Origin of the sequence: Rhodopseudomonas sp. B29, from assembly GCF_000333455.1 — a bacterium.
In the GTDB taxonomy this organism is placed as follows: Bacteria; Pseudomonadota; Alphaproteobacteria; order Rhizobiales; family Xanthobacteraceae; genus Rhodopseudomonas.
Map to the genome: position 1 here is coordinate 1 of NZ_BADD01000799.1, position 19,290 is coordinate 19,290.

Sequence of the window (19,290 nt, forward strand, 5' to 3'; positions counted from 1 at the left end):
ACATGCACGCCGATATCGACTACGAGACGCTGCGCAAGGAGCTGCCCAGCGGCGTAGTGCCGGGGTTCGACGGCATGCGGCTGCAGATCGCGGGCTGACCGTCCCCATCCGCCACCCTCTCGTTCGTCATTCCGGGGCGCTCGCGAAGCGAGCGAACCCGGAATCCATACTCCGCAGCGGCGCGGTTACGACCGGCGCTCGTCCGACCATCGCCGTCAAGTAGCAAGCACGGGGGGTATGGATTCCGGGTTCGCGAGCTTCGCTCGCGCCCCGGAATGACGAACGTGAGTGTATTAGGGTCGAAACACGCGCCGCGCCGGCAGCGCGCTCCCTCGCCCCGCTCTTGCGGGGAGAGGGGTGGGGTGAGGGGCTGCGGCGGCTCGGCGACTCCGACGCGCCGTGATCCAACTACTCCAAAATCGCCTTCGCCGATTTCACCTGATCGCGCAGCATGAATTTCTGAATCTTCCCTGTCGATGTTTTCGGGATCGACGAGAACACGATGGTCTTGGGGGTCTTGAAGCCGGGCAAATGTTCGCGGCAGTAGGCGATGATCTCTGCTTCGGTGGCGCTGGCGCCGTCCTTGAGTTCGACGAAGGCGCAGGGCACTTCGCCCCATTTCGGATCGGGCTTGGCGACGACGGCGGCGAACAGGATCGCCGGATGTTTGTACAGAACGTCCTCGACTTCGACCGAGGAGACGTTCTCACCGCCGGAGATGATGATGTCCTTGGAGCGATCCTTGATGATGACGTAGCCCTCGGCGTCGAGCACGCCGAGGTCGCCGGTGTGAAACCAGCCGCCGGCCAGCGCTTCCTTGGTGGCGACCTCGTTTTTGAGATAGCCCTTCATCACGATATTGCCGCGGAACATGACCTCGCCGATGGTCTCGCCGTCGCGCGGCACTTCCTGCAGCGTCTCCGGATCGAGCACGGTGACGGCTTCCTGCAACGGGTAGGGCACGCCCTGGCGGCGCTTGAGCATGGCGCGCTCGGCGACGGGCAGGGCGTCCCAGCCGGGCTGCTCGGCGCAGACAGAGGCGGGGCCGTACACTTCGGTGAGGCCGTAGACGTGGGTCAGCTTGATGCCGATCTGCTCGGCGCCGGCCAGCACCGCCATCGGCGGCGCCGCGCCGGCGATCAGACCGACCACCGGGCGGGCGGCGGCGCCCTTCGGTGCCTCCGGCGCGTTGATCAGCGTGTTGTAGACGATCGGCGCGCCGCACAGATGGGTGACGCCGTGCTTGGGGATCAGTTCGAAGATCTTGGCGGGATCGACCTTGCGCAGGCAGACATTGACGCCGGCGGCCGCCGCCAGCGTCCACGGGAAACACCAGCCGTTGCAGTGAAACATCGGCAGCGTCCACAGATACACCGGATGAGCGCCGAGCTGACCGGCCAGGATGTTGCTGACGGCGTTGAGATAGGCGCCGCGATGATGCGTCACCACGCCCTTGGGATTGCCGGTGGTGCCTGAGGTGTAGCCGAGCGAAATGGCGTCCCACTCGTCCTCGGGACGCACGCCCGCATAGGTCGGATCGCCGGAGGCGACGGCGTATTCGTATTCGAGCTCGCCGATGCGGTGGCTGCCCGGCACCATCTTGTCGTCGACGTCGATCACCAGCGGCTTCGGCCCGCGCATCAGCTTCAGCGCTTCGGCGACGACGGCGGAGAATTCCGGATCGACCAGGATGATCTTGGCGCCGCCGTGCTCGAGCTGAAACGCGATCGCCGGGGCGTCGAGCCGGATGTTCAGCGCGTTCAGCACCGCGCCGGCCATCGGCACCGCGAAATGCGCCTCGACCATCGCCGGCACGTTGGGCAGCATCACCGCGACGGTGTCGCCGCGGGTGATGCCGCTGCGCGTCAGCCACGACGCGAAGCGGCGGCAGCGCTCTCGGGTCTCTTTCCAGGTGTAGTGCCGGCCTTCGTAGACCACGGAGGTCAGGCCCGGATAGACGTTGGCGGAGCGCTCGAGGAAGCTCAGCGGCGACAGCGGCACGTAATTGGCCGGCGTCTTGTCGAGACCGATGCTGTAATGACCCTGCGGCTTGCTCATCGACGTGTCCTTACTCAAGCGACAGCGCCGCGCGCGGCGCTTCAAAGAAATCCGATCGAAATCCACGGCACTGCGGCGACGACGATCAGGCCGATGATCAGCGCCAGCAGGTAGCCCCAGATCGGGCGCATGCCATCGGCCGGATCGACCCGTCCGATCGCACAGGCCGCATAATAGCCGACGCCGAACGGCGGTGCGAACAATCCGACGCCCATGGCCAGAATGATGACCATGGCATAGTGCACTTCGTGGATACCGACCGCGCGGGCGATCGGAAACAGCAGCGGGCCGAACAGCACGATTGCCGGAATACCTTCGAGCACGCTGCCGAGCACGATGAAGGCGACGATCGACACCGCCAGGAAGATCGCGCCGCCGCCGGGCAGGCTGGTCATCGCCGTCGCCAGTGCCCGGGAGAATCCGGACTGCGTCAGGCCCCAGGCCATGCCGGTGGCGGTGCCGATAATCAGCAGGATGGCGCCGGACAGCGCCGCGGTCTCGACCAGCATCGGCATCAGGCGGCGCCAGTCGAATTTGCGATAGACCAGGAGGCCGACGATCAGCGCGTAGACGATGCCGATGGTCGAGACTTCGGTGGCGGTGGCGACACCTTCGACCACGGCGGCGCGGATGACGAACGGCAGCGCCAGCGCGGGCAGGGCGACGATGAAGGCTTTGCCGATGTCGCTGCCCGTTGCGCGTTTGACATGGCTGAGGTCTTCGCGGCGATAGCGCCACCACACCAGCGCGCAGAGCATGATGGCCAGCACCACGCCCGGCAGCAGGCCGCCGGTGAACAGCGCCGAGATCGACACGCCGGTGACCGAGCCGATGGTGATCAGCACCAGGCTCGGCGGCACGGTTTCGGTCTGGGCGCCGGTGGCGGCGAGGAGGGCGACCAGATCGCCCGGCTTCGCCCCCCGCTCCTTCATCTCCGGAAACAGCACCGGTGCCACAGCCGCCATGTCGGCGGCCTTAGCGCCCGAGATGCCGGAGACCAGATACATGGCGCCGACCAGCACGTAATGCAGCCCGCCGCGGACATGGCCGAGCAGGCTGGCGAGAAACGCCACCATCGCCCGCGCCATGCCGGTCATCTCGATGAGCAGGCCGAGGAAGACGAACAGCGGCACCGACAGCAGGATCAGATGGCTCATGCCTTCGTCGATGCGGCCGACCAGGATGAGCAGCGGCGTCGACGTCGTCAGCGCCAGATAGCCGTAGATGGCGAGGCCGAAGCCGAAGGCGATCGGTACGCCGGCGAACACGCAGGCCGCCACCACGCCGACGAAGAAGATGACGAGATTGAAATTACCGAGCGGCTTGAACAGCGGCTGGGCCAGATAGGATGCGCCGATCACGAGAGTCACGGTCAGCACCGCGCCGAGCATCAGCTTGATGTCGCCGAACCGCGCCAGTCGCAGCAACGCGAACAGTGCCATCAGGGCGATGCCGACCGGCAGCGCCGCGGCGCGCCAGCTGTTGGCAAGCGACAGCGCCGGCGTAGTGATGTAGCTCTCTTCGTAAGCGTATTCGTAGGCCGGCGCTGCGATCAGCAGCAGAAACGCCAGCGCGGCACAGATCGCGATCAGATCGAGAAACGCGCGCCGGCGCGGCGAGGCGCGGGCGACGAGGGCGGTCATGCGCATGTGCTCGGCGCGGCGGAACGCCACCGCGGCTCCGAGCATCGCCAGCCACAGGAACAGGATCGAGGCCAGTTCGTCGGACCAGATCAGCGGCCGGTACAGCCCATAGCGCGCCACCACGCCGGCGAACAGCACGACGATCTCGACGACGACCAGGATCGCCGCCGGAATCTCGACCGCATAGCCGAGCCCAGCCTCCAGCGCGCCGAGCCAGCAGCGCGGCGCGGACAGAGGCTGTGCGGTGGTCAGCGGCTGGGCACCGGCGCCGGCCATGACCCAAGTCTCAGGTCAATTGGCCGACGGACTTTTCCAGCAGCGCCCAGGCCTGCTCCCCGTATTTGCCTTTCCACTCGGCGTAGAAGCCGGCGGCGCGCAGCTTGTCGCGGAACGGGCCGATCTGCGGCTGATTGAAAGTAAGGCCCTTGGCGGCCAGTTCGTCCTTCAGCGACGCATTGAGCTTGGCGACGTCGGCGCGCTGCTTGACGCCGGCCTCGTTGATGTTCTTGGCGACGATGTCGCGCAGGTCGGGCGGCAGCTTCTCCCAGGCGCGGCGGTTGGCCAGGAACCAGAAGCCGTCCCACATGTGGTTGGTCAGCGAGCAGTACTTCTGCACTTCGTAGAGCTTGGCAGTCGAGATGATCGCCAGCGGATTCTCTTCGCCCTCCACGATCTTGGTCTGCAGGGCCGAATAGACTTCGCTGAAATTGATCGAGGCCGGCGCGGCATCGAACGCCTTGAACAGCGAGGTCCACAGCGGCGACACCGGGACGCGGATCTTGAAGCCCTTGAAGTCGTCCGGACCGTTGATCGGCTTGGTCGACGACGTGGTCTGGCGGAAGCCGTTGTCCCAGATCTTGTCCATCACCACGAGGCCGGCTTTCTGGATCTCGCCGCGGATATGGGCGCCGAGATCGCCGTCCATGGCCTTCCAGACCGTGTCGTAGTCCGGGAATGCGAAGCCGATGCCGTTGATCGAAGCCGCCGGCACCAGCGTCGACAGGATCAGGCCCGACAGCGTGAAGAACTCGACGCCGCCGGCGCGGATCTGGCTGAGCATGTCGGTGTCCGAGCCGAGCTGGCTGCTCGGAAACACATCGATCTGGACACGGCCGTTGGTCTGGGCCTTGACGGCCTCGGCCATCTCGCGGCCGCGGATGTTCATCGGATGGGTGTCGGGCAGGTTGTTGGCGTATTTGTATTTGAACTCGGCCTCGGCCGCGCGCACCACGAACGGCGCACCGACGCCGCCCAGCGCGGCGACTGCCGCGGATGCCTTCAACAACGACCTGCGTGAAACGCCCATTGGTTTTCCTCCTGACCCGATTGCTTGATTTTTGCGGGACGCTGCCCGGGAAGTCGACGGCGTCTTTGGTCGTCATTTCGGCGGGTGCGGTCAAGCGGGTTTTGGGAGGATGGTGGCCGTCATGGAGAGCCTGCGGCGCGGCTTCGATCGGCAGCCGAACGGATGCCGCCAAGGCTCGGTCGCTGACCGAAAGCCGTCATCTCGGAAAGCGGTCATGCGGACAGCCAAAAGGCAACGTAGCGGCCAGCTGACTTTGGAATGCCAGACAACCTCATGTCACTTCTGCCTAATATAGATATTCCATAATATACCTTATGCGAATTCCGGATGTCCGGGTGGGCTTTCGATCGGGGCCTCTCTCTCACGCCGTCGCATTCACGAGGAGGTCCGACACCGTCGCGATGAACGCACGAAGCCGCTGCAGACGCCTGAGGTCTCGGTGATATCCCATCCAGATGTCGCGTGACGGCGGCGGCGTCGGCAGCTCCAGTCTGCGGATGCCCGGGATCTGATTGCCGACCACGCGCGGCAGCACGGCGATGCCGACGCCTTCTCTGCACATGCGGCCCTGGACGTTGCGGTTGTTCGATCGCAGCACGGGTCTGGCGTTCGGGAAGCTTTCGATCAGCCACGCGATGTCGGGAAACTGGCCCGTGGACGTGTCGTGGGTGATCAGCCGGAAACCGGTCCCGTCGCCGTATTTGGGATCTGGCGATTCCTCGGCGATGTAGACGCCATATTCGAGCTTGAAGAGCCGGCGCTGAACCACATCGGCCGTCTTGAACGGGACGATCCGAAACGCGACGTCGGCCTCGCGCTGGGCGAGGTTGAACTGGCGTGTGCCGGTCAGGATTTCGACGTCGACATTGGGGTAGGCCTTCGAGAAATCCGCCAGGATCGGCGGCAGCACATAGGCGCCGAACCAGTCCGCCGATGAGATGCGCAGACTGCCTTTGAGATTCTGCTCCTGCCCGGCAAGCCGACGCTCCATTGCAAGAGCGCCCTCTTCCATTTGCTCGGCCAGCGCGATGATGCCGTGGCCTTCGTCGGTCAGGACAAGACCGTCCGCAGTCCGCTGGAAGAGCGTTTGACCGATTGCTTCTTCGAGGGCGCGCAGGCGCCGGCCGACGGTCGGATGGCTTGTCTGGAGACTACGCGCGGCGCCGCCGAGCGTGCCGGATCGCGCAATCGCAAGAAAAACTCTGACGTCGCTCCATTCCATCGCCGCACCCGAACAAAACTGAACGCCGAGAATACAGATACGTCACTCGAAGAACAAATCTAATCACCTAGGTTTGCCAGGCGTCGTCTGAAATCAACTCGGAGAAGTCGTCATGAAAACCTGGCTCATCACAGGCTGCTCGAGCGGCTTCGGCCGGCGGCTCGCGCTCGCCGCGGCAAAGCGCGGCGACCGCGTCGTCGCGACCGCCCGCAAAATCGAAACAATCGCGGACATGGCGCAGCCGTTCGGCGGCCGCATGATCACCTTGCCGCTCGACGTGACCGATGCGGCGGCAGCCAAGGCCGCCGTGGCTAAGGCGGTCGAGGTCTTCGGCGGGTTCGACGTGCTGGTGAACAACGCCGGCTACGGACTGCACGGCGCGATCGAGGAAGGCACGCCGGAAGAGTATCGGCCGATGTTCGAGGTCAACGTCTTCGGCCTGATCGAAACCACCCGAGCAGCCCTGCCCGTGCTGCGCCGTTCGAGCGGCACGATCGTCAACATGTCGTCCGGCGCCGGCATCGCGGGCGGCGGCGGCGGCGGTTACTACAACGCCGCCAAGTTCGCCGTCGAAGGGATTTCCGAAGCGCTCGCCGGCGAGCTGAAGCCGATCGGCATCCGCGTGCTGGTCGTCGAACCCGGGCCGTTTCGCACCAATTTCCTCGGCCGTTCGATCACGGTCGCCGCCAACGAGATGCCGGAATATGCCGGGACCTCGCGCAGGCATTATCGCGAAACCAACAACGGCAATCAGGCCGGCGATCCCGACAAGGCGATCGCGGTGATCCTGCAGGCGGTCGACGCCGAGGACGCGCCGCTGCATCTGCCGCTCGGCCCGGTCGCGCACGCGATCGCCGAGCGAAAGCTGGAAGCCTTCCGCAGCGATATCGACTCTTGGCGCGACGTCACCATCGCCACCGATTTCGACCAGCCTTGAGCGCTGGTTGCCAGCACTGCTTGAACGTCAACATCGACTGGACAGCGACCATGATCGCGACTTTGAACGGGTTTACCCAGCAGCTGGTGCCGGTGAACGGCATCAAGATCAACGCCGTCACGGGCGGCTCGGGGCCGCCGATCCTTCTGCTGCACGGCTGGCCGGAAACATGGTGGGAATGGCATCACGTGATGCCGCTGCTGGCCGCGCATTTCAGCGTGGTGGCCATCGATCTGCGCGGCGCCGGCTTTTCCGACTGTCCGCAGAGCGGCTACGACAAGGCGACAATGGCGCGCGACGCGCACGCGGTCATGGTCGCCCTTGGCCATGAGCGTTACGCGGTGTGCGGCCATGACATCGGCGGGATGGTGGCGTTGCCGCAGGCCGCGAACTATCGGGATTCTGTAACTCACCTCGCCGTCCTGGACGTTCCGCTTCCCGGCTGGAGCAAATGGGAGGCGACGATCGCAAGGCTCTGGCACTTCGGCTTCCACATGAACCGGGATCTTCCCGAGCGCCTGCTCCATGGCCGCGAATACGACTACGCATCGAGCTTCATGGCCGAGCGGTTCTACGATCACAGCACGTTCAACCCGGCGGACGTCGAGATCTACGCCAAGGCGATGGCGCTTCCCGGCCGCACCCGCGGCGGCATGGAATGGTATCGCGCCCTCGCCGCCGATCACGCGGCCGCGCTCGACTACAAGAAGCAACCGCTCCAGATCCCGGTGCTGGCTCTCGGCGGAGATCAGCGCTTCGGCGCGCAGATGGTGCCGATGCTCGAGGAATTCGCCAGCAACGTGACCGGCGGCTCAATCGCGCGGTGCAGTCACTATGTCGCGGACGAACGGCCGGATGAAGTCGCGGGCGCTCTGATCGATTTCCTCAAGGCCAACTAATAACTCTATGCCCGCGCCGTCGCGGCCGGCGTAGCGCAACACGGCGGGCGCGTTACGCCTCCATCACGATGGATCGATTCAATCAGAAAGGACAACTGTCATGACCTCACCCGTCATTCGCGGCGTCAATCATATCGGCATCACGGTGCCCGACATCGAAGCCGCCAAATCGTTCCTGGTGGAAGCTTTCGGCGGCCAGGTGATCTATCAGTCGTTCGGCCCGCAGGATCCGCCGCGGCAAGGCCCCGAATTCGAGCGGGCGGTCGGCGCTTTCCCCGGCACGGTCGTGCGCGCGCAGGCAATGGTCAAGATCGGAACCGGACCCGACATCGAGTTGTTCGAAATGCATGGCCCCGAACAAAACCAGCCGATCCGAGCGAGCGACTTCGGCATTACGCACTTCGGCGTCTACACCGACGACATCGACGCCTCGGTCGAACGATTCAGGAAGGCGGGAGGCACTCCCCTCACCGCGCCGCGCGCCATTCCTTACGCGACCGAGAAAGGGGCTGGAAACAAAGTCTGCTACTGCCGCATGCCGTGGGCACGACTATCGAATTCATCACCACGCCCGACCGCATGGCCTATCACGACCAGACCGATCTGCGCAGATGGCAGGACGAGGACTGATCAGAGCACCATCCTGCGGATTGCGGGATTGCGCGCCGGCCGAGACCGGACGGCAGAGAACTCACTCTCGGGCCGGCGAGGCGCCCTGCTCTAGACGATCCGCTCTCCCGGGTCAGTGCGCCAGATGTTGCGCGAATTTGGCCGCGAGGCTGTCGCCCGGCAGACCCGAGGGCCGGATCACGTAGAGCTGCTTGGCGAGGCTGACGCCGTTGAGTGGCACGCCGACGAGATGCCGCGCGGCGAGCTCATCCTCGACGGCGGCCTTCAGGACGACCGAGATGCCCAGACCCGCCCTGACCGCCGACTTGACCGCTTCGGTGCTGCCGAGGTTGCAGGTGATCTGGAGCCGGCTCGCGATGTCGCCGAGATGGTGACGCAGCATCCGTCCGGTCCCGGTACACGGCTCACCGCCGATCAACGGTTCGCCGACAAGATCGGCGGGTCGGATCGAGGAGCGTCCTGCCCAGCGATGCTCCGGCGAGACGATCACGATCGCCGGTTCCTCGCGCCAGACCTTGGCGACGTAACCGTCGCGATCGTCCCACCATTCCAGCGTGGCGACGTCGACCTCGCCGCTCTCCAGTCTGTCGACGATGCGATCGTTTCGATCGATCACCATCTCGAGCCGGGCCGCCTGCCCTTGCCGATCCGCGAACGAGCGGAAGTAAGGCTGGAGGAGATAGATGCCGAGATTACCCGCCGCTCCGATGGTGAGTTGGGGCTGGCGCAAGGAAAGGCGCGCCCGCTCGGCCAGTCGCACTATGCCTTGCGCATGCCGGACGAAAGATTCACTGCCGGGTGCGGGCAGACATCCGCCGCGCTCGCGGATGATCAAGGTCTGACCGAGGCTGTCTTCGAGCTTCTTGATGTGCAGAGTCACCGTCGGCTGCGAAATGTCGAGCCGGCGTGCGGCTGCGCGAAAACTGCCGGTTTGCAGGACCGCCAGATAGGTTTGGACATGCTCGAGGTTCATCGCATTTTTCGCTGACGAATTTCCGTCCAAAGACCAATCGCCGAAACCGCACGCCCAGCCGCGAGATGGATCAGGCCGCATATGCCGGCCGCTCGCCCGGCTGTTCGGCTGCCTCCGTCTGCGGCCCGTAGATACGCGCGGAATCGTCGTCGGTGAAACGTTGCGCGGGGCAATCTACAACGATCCGCCCGTTGCGGAACCCGACGATCCGATCGCCGACCGCAAGCGCCTGCTCGACCTGATGAAGGCTGCAGAGCACTGAGATCTGCTTCTCCTTCGCGACCTTGCGCAGGATACCAAGCACTGTTCTGGCTGATTCGGGATCGAGACTGGCGATCGGTTCGTCGGCGATCACCAGCTGGCTCTGCTGCGCCAGCGTCCGAGCGATAGCAACCCGCTGTTGCTGTCCGCCCGACAAACCGTCGACACGCTTGTAGGCGTGATCCAGCATCCCGACCGCGTCGAGGCTCGCCAGCGCGAGTTGTCGGTCCTGCCTCGAGAACGCACCCAGCATGGCACGCCACAGCGACACGTGACCGAGCCGGCCGGCCAGAACGTTGTCGATCGCCGACAGCCGGCGCACCAGATTGAACTGCTGGAATACGAAGCCGCAGCGGCGGCGCATCGCCACGAGACCGTCTGTCTTCAGGGCGGTGACGTCCAAACCATCGAACGTAATCGCACCCTCGTCCGGTTCGGTGAGCCGCGTGATGCAGCGAAACAGTGTCGACTTCCCCGTCCCGCTCGGCCCGAGCACGACGACGAACTCACCCCGGCGCAGATCGAGGTCGATACCGTTCAAAACGCGATGCTCGCCGTAGGATTTCTTCAGACCGCGCACCGACAGGACAACCGGGCTCTCGGCGGCAGGCGTTACTGTGACTGCCTCAGGCATGTGAGTCTCCCGAGATAGCTCGTCGCGGAATGCGACGCGGATCGGCGCGCGGCGGCTCGAGCACGGCACCGCGCAGATAGGCGCTCAGACTGTCGATCATCCAGACCATCAGAAGGATGACGGTGAGCACCGTGATCATCTTGGGAAAATCCAACAGGTCGATGGTGTCCTTGAGGGTCTGGCCGATGCCGCCGGCGCCGACGATGCCCAGAACGGTCGACGAGCGAACCGTGTACTCCCACATGTAAAGCGTGGCTGCGATCAGATTGGGCGCGACGTCGGGAATCAAAGCATAGCGGATCACCTTCAGCCGACTCGCACCCGTGAGCGCCACCGCATCCATCGGTCCCTTGTCGGCCGGCTCGATCGCCTCGGCGAAGGCCTTGCCGATCGCGCCCATCATGTGAAATGCGATCGCCAAGACTCCGGTGAACGGACCGAACCCGATCGCAGCGACGAAGACGAGCGCGAACACCAGCGTTTCCGTGCCGCGCGTCACGTTGAGGAGGGCTCGCGCGGCGACCGACACCAGTGGATGAGGCGTGGTGTTACGCGCCGCCAAGAAGCCGAGCGGAAATGCGAAGGCGAGCGCGATCAGTGTGCCGATCGAGGCCATCGACAGTGTTTCGAACGCCGCATACAGGATCTCGCCGATCGAACGCAGGTCCGGCGGGAACATCGACGGCACCCACGACGCCAAGAGCGGAACACCGGCCCACAATTTCTGCGGATCGACGTGCGAGGCGCGGGCGAACACGACGATCAGCACCGCGACGATCACCAGCGCGAGGTTGCGGCGGAGCACGCCGTCATCACGCCAGGAGCGGGTAGGCTCAAGGTAACACACAGGCTCGGTCATGGTGTCCTCCGTCGGATAGCGAACCGGGGACTGCGCTCGCAGCCCCCGGTTCAGCGGAGCTTGTTAATCCAGCTTGCCGGTGACGCGGCCGGCTTCCTCGATGACTTCGTAGTCGTCGTGAGTCGCCTTGACGAAGCCGTTGTAGCCCGACCCCATCAGCGACTGCGCCTTGTCCTCGCTGAGCCCGACAAGGATGTCCTGCATCTTCTTCTTCAGCACCGGATCGAAGCCCTTCGGAACGGTGATGGCGTCGTTCGGCAGCGGGTTGGACGTCCAGATGACTTTCACCTTCTTGGGGTCCATCTCGCCCGCTTCGATCATGCCGTAGCGGCCGCGATCCATGTCCGAGCCGAGGTCGAGCACGCCCTGCTGGATCATCATCACATTGTTGCCGAAAGTGGCGCCTTCCCGATACTGGAAGAAGGTCTTCGGATCGATACCCTGCTTGATGAAGTAAGCCGTCGGAATCAGCCAGCCCGACGTGTTGCCCTGGTCGGACAGCGACAACCGCATGCCCTTGGCGTCGTCCGGCCATTTCTTGATGTTGAGCCCCGGCCTGCCCTCGATGATCGCGTGATAGATCGGCTTGCCACGATACTTGGCGGTGGCGATCACCTCGGCTCCCGACTTCTTGTTGGCGAGCACGTAGCCCCACGGTCCGAGCCAACCCACATCGACGTGACCGTTGGTCATCGCGACGGAAATCGCCGCCCAGCTCTCCGGCGACACCAGTTCGTACGTCGCGCCGAGCTGATCGGCGACGTATTTGAACAGCGGCTCGAACTCCTTGATGGTCTGGGCGGGCGTCGGCCGCAGCGGCGCGATCGCGAAGCGCAGATGCAGCTTTCCGTCCTTCATCTGTTGAGCGTGCGCAGCCGGCGAAGCGAAGCAGGACATTGCGACGGCCGCCGCCAGCGCGAGCGAGCGGAATATCCGGGATTTCAAGCCCATCATGGCAGATCCTTGTGAGAGGGATGACGATGCCGCCACGATCATTGTTCTCGATTGAAGCGCTGCATCCATCCTTTTTCTAAATCGTCTCTGCGACCGGCGTATGAACCGCAACGCGACCTTGACGTTTCGCCACCGCGACTGCCGAGACTTTCATGTCGCCGGTCCTGCTGATCGGATCCATCAGTGGAGTAACAAGTGCGTTGGCCGGTCCCTCGGTGAAGCAATAGGGCGCGAACACCAGGCCCTCCGGCAGAGCGCTGTCGGCCCGCACGTAGCTGTCGATCGCGCCCTCGCGCGAACGGACGGTGACGGGGTCTCCGGTGTTCAACGACAAGCGCTGCATGTCGAGCGCATTCATCGCCACGAACGGGTCCGGCTCGATCGCATCGAGCACCGCGGCACGCCGCGACATCGGCCCGGTGTGATGCTGGAGCAAACGTCCGGTTGTCATGATCAGCGGGAATTCCGCCGAGGTTATCTGTGCCGGCGCCGCAGTTTCGGCAGGTATCAAGCGGGCACGTCCGCTTGCGGTGTGGAAACGCTCCGTAAAAAGCAGCGCGGTTTCGGGATCGCCTTCGATGCGGCAAGGATATTGAACCGCGCCGTTGCGCACCAACCGCTCCCAAGTTATGCCGCCGATCGAGGGCATCGAGCGGCGCATTTCGTCGAAGATCACGGCCGGTCCCGCGTAGTCCCACTCCTGCCCGCATCGCCGGGCGATTTCCTGCACGATCCACCAGTCGGGCCTGGCCTCGCCGGGCGGCTTCACCGCGGCCTGCGTGCGTTGAATCCGGCGGTCGATATTGGTGAGGGTACCCTCCTTCTCGAGCAACGCCGCGGCCGGGAGGATGACATCCGCATAGGCGGCCGTCTCGGTCGGGAAGATATCCTGCACGACGAGATGATCTAGCCGGGCCAGCGCCGCTCGCACCCGGTCGGAGCCTGGCATGCACATCGCTGGATTGGCGCCGTGCGAATACAGCGCGCGAACGCCGCCCGCATGGATCGCATCCACGACCTCAATCATGGTCAGGCCCGAAGTGGCGGGAACGGGCACGCCCCAAAGCGCCGCAAACTTGTCGCGCACCTCTGCGGCTTCCACCGGCTGATAATCCGGGAGGTAGTTCGGCAGCATCCCCGAATCCGGCGCCCCTTGCGCATTGTTGTGGCCGCGGATCGGATACAGCCCGGTGCCGGGACGCCCCACCTGCCCGCACAGCACAGCCATCGCGATCAGGCAGCGGATGTTGTCGGTGCCGTGGCTGTGCTGGGTCATGCCCATGCCCCAGATCGTCATCGCGGCTGACGCACCGGCATAGACGCGCGCGACCTCGGCGATCAGGTCGGGCGACACGCCGCAGATCGCGGCCGCCACGGGCAGCGGAAACTGGCGCGCCATGCGTTCGATGTCCGCGAACCCATCGACGCGCGCCGAGATGAACTCACGATCGTACAGTCGCTCGTCGATGATGACGTTCAGCATAGCCCCCAGCAGCACCACGTCGGTGCCCGGCTTGAACCGCACGACGTGCGAGGCGAAGCGTTCGAGCGGCTGGCCGCGCGGATCGAGCACGATCAGCTTGGCGCCGTCACGCACGGCGTTGCGTAACAGCGAACCGGCAACCGGATGGCTGGTCGAGGGGTTCGCGCCCATCACGAAAATCACGTCAGCGTTGGCGCATTCACCGATCTGAGACGACGGCGCACCGGTGCCGACGCTCTCGAGCAGCGCCGCTGTCGACGAAGCGTGACACAGGCGGGTCGGATGATCGACATTGTTGGTGCCGAAGGCGGCGCGCGCCAACTTCTGAAACAGGTAGCTGTCTTCGTTGCAGGTCTTCAGCGATCCGAAAAACGCCAGGCTGTCGGGCCCGTGCGCGGCGTGGACACGGCGTAGTCCTGCCGCGGCGAAATCGAGCGCTTCTTCCCAATTCGCGGCACGGAAGCCGGCGCGCCAGTCAGCACCGAGGTCACCTTTCGGCACGCCGGGCAGACGGATCAACGGCGTGGTGAGCCGGTCGGCGTGATGGATGAAATCCTGGCCGAACCGCCCCTTCACGCACAGACGTGAATGATTGGTCGGCCCGTCCAGCGCGCGGATATCGACGATACGTTCGTCACGGGCGTGTACCTCGATGCGGCAACCGACGCAGCAATAGGGACACACCGCTTCGGTGACTCGTTCTTCCTCGCGCGTCGCCGGCGCCGCGTCAGGCTCGTAGGCCCGGCTGGAGAGCGCGCCGGTCGGGCACGCCTGCACGCATTGTCCGCAGCTCGCGCAACTGCTGACACCGAGCGCGGCTTCGTGATCGAACACGATGTGAATGTCGGTTCCGCGTCCGGCAAGGCCGATCACGTCGTGGCACTGCACATCCCGGCATGCCGTCACACATTGCCCGCAGGCGATGCACTTCGATGTATCGAACCGGATCGCCACGTGACTGTCGTCGATGTCGGCGGCCCGAGGCGGCTGCAGCGCGGCCAGCGTCTGGCGATAGCGTGTCAACCGTGGGCTGTCGGTCGAGATTCTCTGCCCCTCGCGCGGACGCTCTCGGCACGACGCCTTGAACTGATGGTCGCCTTCGATTTCGACCATGCAGGAACGACAGCGGCCGGGGCGCGGCAAATCGCTGGCGGGCTGGCAGCATTGATGCGGGACATGATGCCCGAGCCGCAATGCGGTATCGATAATGGTCTCGCCGGGGCGCGCCTCGACGGCTTCATCATCCAGATAGAACGAAACGGTCACGGCATTGCTCAGCGGCTCGCTCATGACGTGGCCTTGGCAAAGTGCCGATCGAACGAAGCAAGGAGTCGGCCGGCGCCCTGCCCGAGGCCGCAAATCGAGCCCTGCGTCAGCACCTCGGCCAACGCTGCGTGGTCATCGATCACGCCCTGCCCGAGCGCTTCGACTGCAGCCCTCGTACCGAAGCGGCAGGGCGCGCACTGACCGCAGCTTTCATCCGCGAAAAACCTCATCAGATCGCGGACGAACGTGATGGGATCATCGGCCTGCGACAACACGATGACCGCGCCCGCGCCGACCGACACACCCTGCGGACCAAGCGCGGCGTCGTCGAGTGGCAACGTCGCCAGCGTCGCCGGCAGGATGCCGCCGGACGCGCCGCCGGGACAGAACGCAGCCAATTCGTGACCGTCCGCCATGCCGCCACCGTGGCTTTCGATCAGTTCAGCCAGCGTGATGCCGTAGGGCGCGACGCAGACGCCCGGACGACGCACGCGGCCCGACAACGAGTAGTGCCGCAACCCACGAACGGCACGCGTGCCGTGGCTGCGAAACCAGTCCGCGCCCCGGGAGAGGATTTCGTTGACCCAGAAATACGTCTCGACGTTGTGGATCAGCGTCGGGCGCCCGAACAAGCCGGCCTGCGCGGGGAACGGGGGCTTGTGTTGCGGCCGCCCTGCCCGCCCTTCCAGACATTCGATTAACGTCGTTTCTTCGCCGCAAATGTACGACCCGCCGGAGCGGCGCCACTCGAAAGCGATATCCGGCCAGGCCGGCCTCAGCGCCTCGGCCGCCGCCGCAAGCTCGGGCATCAGGTCGTGATGATGGCTGCGCAAATAGACATGGATCAGTTCAGCGCCGACGACGCGCGCAGCGACCAGCGCACCGGTCAACACCTGCCGGGCGTTGGTCTCGAGTAACTGCCGATCCTTGAACGAGCCCGGTTCGGACTCGTCGGCGTTGATGACGACGTGGCGCGGCCCCTCGCCGGCCGCGACCAGCCGCCATTTCTGCGCGACCGGGAAGCGCGCACCACCCATGCCCCCAAGTCCTGCATCGTCGAGGGCAGCAAGCACGGCCTCGCCATTGATGTTCGAAGCAATGGGCTCAGCCGAGACATATCCGGACGCAGCAAGGTGTTCGTCGCTATCGCGGCCGAAACGAACTCTCCTTTGACCGGCGATCAGAGCAGCCGGCGCTTGGTCGCATGCGCCGAGACACGCTGTGGTTTCGACGTCACCGATTTCCGTGCTGGCATCTGCCCGCGCCATCCGGCACGCCGGACCATTGCAGAGGTGAAGCTCGGCTATCGGTTCGGCAAAGCGCCCATAGGACGACGCGATTTCATACACCTCGGCGATCTTCAATCCATGATCGGAAGCGAGTTGGACGAGATCGTCGGAACCGAGACGGCCGTTACGATCGACGATGTGGTGCATCGTTTCGATCATCCGATGACGCGGCGCGCGGCGGACCGGCGCGGCGGCGACAACGTTCCGTGCTGGCGTCAGCATTGCCGACTCGCCGTCAGGCCGACACGGCAGAGCGCGCGGCCGGCGCCGGATCGACCAGGCCGCCCTGCAGCGGCTGGCCCTCGAAATAGCGGCGGATATCCTGCGCGGCAGCCATCGCGATTTCGCGGCGGATTGTGTCGACAGCCGAGCCGAGATGCGGCGTCAGCACCGTCCGCGGATGCGTGATGAGTCGTGGATCGATCGCCGCCGGCCGATCCGGGAGGGCCCAGTCTTCGGTCTCGAACACGTCGGCCGCATAACCGCCGAGAGGACCGTGTTCGAGCGAGTCCGCCACGGCGGATTCATCGACGAGCGAACCGCGTGCCGGATTGATCAGCAGCGCGCCGGGTTTGATTTGCGCCCAGCGCATCCGCATCGATGAGATGATACGAGGCGGCCGACAGCGGCAACGCAAGGACCAAATAGTCGGACTCGCGCAACAGACGCGGCAAGTCGCTGCGCAGAAGGCATAGAGAATCTTCCTTGGCCGGAGCGAGCGGACGGTGATCCGCATAGGACAGCCGACACCGGAAGCCGCGAAGCCGATGCGCGATCGCCTGCCCGACCGCTCCCATGCCGACGATGCCGACGGCCGCACCATCGAGCCCCATGCCGTAGAGGATCGGCCGCCATCCGCTGAACGGAGCGCTGCGGATCAGACGATCGCCCTCCAAGAGATGGCGCCCCAGCGTGATCATCAGCCCGATCGCCAGCTCTGCGGTCGGCACGGTGAGCAGATCCGGCACGATACTTACGGCGATGCCGCGGCGCCGGCACGCCGCGATGTCGTAATTGTCGGCACCTTTGAGTGCGCAGCAGATCACCCTGAGATCGGGGCAGCGCGCCAGGAATGCGTCGTCGACATGATCGGTCATGAACCCGAGCATCGCGTCGCTGTGAGCCGCCCGCGCCAACACCTCCTCGGGGGACCACGGCACGCGGCTGAGATTGACGTCGACCTCTCCAAACGACTGGAGATACTCCAGAACCTCGCGGTGAACCCAATTGGTGACGAGAATCCGCGGGCGCATAACGACCCCTTTTCATGAAAGGTGATCGTTCTGAAGTATCGATTATCTTTATCAATCGTGTGACGTCGCTGGTCTCCTGGAGTCTAGAACATGCCGTTGCTGTTCTTCGACGTCTCCGGCACCGGCTGGACCGAGTCCCAATGCTCTTCGATCTTTCCGTCCTTGAGCCTGAAGATGTCGACGATGGCGTTGCCGCGCGTGCCGGGTTCGCGCACGGCATGGACACGCAGGATGACGAAGTCGCCGTCGACGAAGGTCTGGGTGATCTGGCTGTGTGACTGCGGGTAGTTAGCTTTCAGGAAATCGATGAACTTGCAGAACCCGGCCGGGCCGTCTTCGGCAGTCGGATTGTGCTGAATATACGCGCCGAGATACTCCGACGCCGCCGCGCAATCCTTCTGGTTCAGGCCTTTCTCGTAGAAGTCGAGCACGATCGCCTTGTTGCGCTGTTCCTGGGCTGAATAAGCGTGCTGAGCCAGTGCAGCGGAGCTTGTCGTCACCGAGATGGTGAGCGCCGCAAGCGAAAGCCCCAGCGACCTGAACGAGCGAGACGGAGTCATAAACACTGTCCTTTGGCTAACCTGGGGGCGTCTCGGATGATACGTCAGCTGTTCTAGGTGCCATCCTTGAATTCACAAGGAAAGCCACACGTGTGTGAGCTCCCACCAGGCTAGCGCATCGCTTGCAAGATCTATCGCACCAGATCAAGGCACGTCCGGTCGGATTTTCCCCGGCCCCGGCGTAACGCCTCGACGCCTTCCGACGAATAGCGATGCAACGCCGGTGTTCGCCGGCGCGTCAGGCGCATCCTCGAAAGGCTGTCCGCGTCATGTCCAATACTTTCGAACGTCTCATCGCTCCGGCCGCCATGGCCGGGCTGTTGCTTGCCTGCGCCGGGGTCGCGGTTGCAGCCACGCCCATGGTGCCGCCTTCCATGGCACTCTCTTTCGAGACCCATGCGGCATTCTTCTCGACCGAGACCGAGCAGCCGAGCGCGGTCGATCCGCAAGTCTTCGTCGAAGACGCAGCGGCACCGGAAGCGACCGGACCCCAGGGCATCAAGCACGTCGCAGGCGTCCGGCCGGCGCTGATCGAACGGGACTCCAAGACCTCGAGGCTGTTCAATGCCGCGCACAAACCGCTCGGCTTCGATCTGCAGTCCTGGCTGGCCGCCAGCGCAGATGCCTCCATCGTCCAAACCGACGGCAAGGTCGTATTCAAGGCCAGCTTCAAGCACCTGCAGCCGAACGCGAGCTACAGCCTGTTCGAGAACCACTTCGACACAAGGCCGATCAGCTTCACGCCGCTGGACGGCGCCGGGACCGGCAACAACTTCACCACAGGCGCCGACGGCACCGCCGCCGTCACCGTGACGCTGCCGGCGATGCCGACCCACGACAATGCCGTGCTGCTGGTCTACCACAGCGACGGCAAGGCGCACGGTACCGTGCGCGGCCAGATCGGGCTGAACGCGCATCACCAGATCATCGCTCGGCCGCAATGACGCGTCGCGGCCGCGGCGGCCGCGACGCGCGGTGCCGCGGCCGCCTCGCTCGGAAGCAAATTAGTTCTTTCGCGGCGGCCTCGCCCTTTTTCGCCCTGGGGACCTGCATCACCCTTTGG

The 19,290-nt window shown here is 64.8% G+C and carries 16 protein-coding genes and 2 pseudogenes; 5 read left to right on the forward strand and 13 right to left on the reverse strand.

The genetic code is table 11. From position 1 onward, the window contains the following. Positions 1-98 (forward strand): annotated as a pseudogene (locus I5M_RS33990) (MBL fold metallo-hydrolase); the annotation flags it as partial. A gap of 310 nt (positions 99-408) precedes the next feature. Here the strand turns inward: I5M_RS33990 and I5M_RS28715 are convergent. The 4 genes from I5M_RS28715 to I5M_RS28730 form a co-directional block, all read right to left on the reverse strand. After that, positions 409-2,058: an acyl-CoA synthetase gene (locus I5M_RS28715; protein ID WP_031337968.1), complete on the reverse strand. Its 1,650-nt coding sequence runs from the start codon at positions 2,056-2,058 to the stop codon at positions 409-411. Positions 2,059-2,099: 41 nt separating this feature from the next. Beyond that, complete coding sequence (locus I5M_RS28720; RefSeq protein WP_022724548.1) at positions 2,100-3,977, reverse strand: TRAP transporter large permease subunit; 1,878 nt, start codon at positions 3,975-3,977, stop codon at positions 2,100-2,102. A gap of 10 nt (positions 3,978-3,987) precedes the next feature. Next, positions 3,988-5,007: a TRAP transporter substrate-binding protein gene (locus I5M_RS28725; RefSeq protein ID WP_022724549.1), complete on the reverse strand. Its 1,020-nt coding sequence runs from the start codon at positions 5,005-5,007 to the stop codon at positions 3,988-3,990. Positions 5,008-5,368: 361 nt separating this feature from the next. Further along, complete coding sequence (locus I5M_RS28730) at positions 5,369-6,229, reverse strand: LysR family transcriptional regulator (protein ID WP_022724550.1); 861 nt, start codon at positions 6,227-6,229, stop codon at positions 5,369-5,371. A gap of 112 nt (positions 6,230-6,341) precedes the next feature. On the opposite strand from I5M_RS28730, the gene I5M_RS28735 reads away from it, so the two are divergent. From I5M_RS28735 to I5M_RS30805, 3 genes and pseudogenes are all read left to right on the forward strand, one after another. Beyond that, positions 6,342-7,166 carry an oxidoreductase gene (locus I5M_RS28735; RefSeq protein ID WP_022724551.1) on the forward strand — a complete coding sequence of 275 codons (825 nt, stop codon included), beginning with the start codon at positions 6,342-6,344 and terminating at the stop codon, positions 7,164-7,166. 50 nt (positions 7,167-7,216) lie between these two features. Continuing rightward, a complete protein-coding gene (locus I5M_RS28740) occupies positions 7,217-8,065 on the forward strand; it encodes an alpha/beta fold hydrolase (protein WP_031337970.1) in 849 nt (282 codons plus the stop codon). 100 nt (positions 8,066-8,165) lie between these two features. Then, positions 8,166-8,695, forward strand: a pseudogene (locus tag I5M_RS30805) (VOC family protein). Positions 8,696-8,807: 112 nt separating this feature from the next. Here the strand turns inward: I5M_RS30805 and I5M_RS28750 are convergent. The 9 genes from I5M_RS28750 to I5M_RS28785 form a co-directional block, all read right to left on the reverse strand. Continuing rightward, positions 8,808-9,668: a LysR family transcriptional regulator gene (locus tag I5M_RS28750; RefSeq protein ID WP_022724553.1), complete on the reverse strand. Its 861-nt coding sequence runs from the start codon at positions 9,666-9,668 to the stop codon at positions 8,808-8,810. 70 nt (positions 9,669-9,738) lie between these two features. Beyond that, positions 9,739-10,509 (reverse strand): phosphonate ABC transporter ATP-binding protein, encoded by a 771-nt coding sequence (gene phnC / locus I5M_RS28755; protein WP_244432118.1) that lies wholly within the window; start codon positions 10,507-10,509, stop codon positions 9,739-9,741. 46 nt (positions 10,510-10,555) lie between these two features. Further along, complete coding sequence (gene phnE / locus I5M_RS28760) at positions 10,556-11,422, reverse strand: phosphonate ABC transporter, permease protein PhnE (RefSeq protein ID WP_022724555.1); 867 nt, start codon at positions 11,420-11,422, stop codon at positions 10,556-10,558. A gap of 63 nt (positions 11,423-11,485) precedes the next feature. After that, positions 11,486-12,376, reverse strand: coding sequence for a phosphate/phosphite/phosphonate ABC transporter substrate-binding protein (locus tag I5M_RS28765; RefSeq protein ID WP_031337977.1), 891 nt, complete (start codon positions 12,374-12,376; stop codon positions 11,486-11,488). Positions 12,377-12,452: 76 nt separating this feature from the next. After that, on the reverse strand, positions 12,453-15,149 hold the full coding sequence (gene fdhF, locus I5M_RS28770; RefSeq protein ID WP_022724557.1) for a formate dehydrogenase subunit alpha: 2,697 nt from the start codon (positions 15,147-15,149) through the stop codon (positions 12,453-12,455). Continuing rightward, entirely contained in the window at positions 15,146-16,489 is a 1,344-nt protein-coding gene (locus I5M_RS28775) for an NADH-ubiquinone oxidoreductase-F iron-sulfur binding region domain-containing protein (protein WP_244432119.1), read from the reverse strand. The genes fdhF and I5M_RS28775 overlap by 4 nt, the downstream gene beginning before the upstream one ends. 160 nt (positions 16,490-16,649) lie before the next feature. Beyond that, on the reverse strand, positions 16,650-17,006 hold the full coding sequence (locus I5M_RS34155; protein ID WP_283804882.1) for an NAD(P)-dependent oxidoreductase: 357 nt from the start codon (positions 17,004-17,006) through the stop codon (positions 16,650-16,652). Beyond that, a complete protein-coding gene (locus I5M_RS30810; RefSeq protein WP_283804883.1) occupies positions 16,939-17,667 on the reverse strand; it encodes an NAD(P)-dependent oxidoreductase in 729 nt (242 codons plus the stop codon). The genes I5M_RS34155 and I5M_RS30810 overlap by 68 nt, the downstream gene beginning before the upstream one ends. Positions 17,668-17,750: 83 nt before the next feature. After that, positions 17,751-18,227, reverse strand: coding sequence for an ester cyclase (locus I5M_RS28785; RefSeq protein WP_031337981.1), 477 nt, complete (start codon positions 18,225-18,227; stop codon positions 17,751-17,753). Between the two features lie 374 nt (positions 18,228-18,601). Between I5M_RS28785 and I5M_RS28790 the strand changes: the two genes are divergently transcribed. Further along, on the forward strand, positions 18,602-19,171 hold the full coding sequence (locus I5M_RS28790; RefSeq protein ID WP_199900079.1) for a hypothetical protein: 570 nt from the start codon (positions 18,602-18,604) through the stop codon (positions 19,169-19,171). The last annotated feature ends 119 nt before the right edge of the window (positions 19,172-19,290 follow it).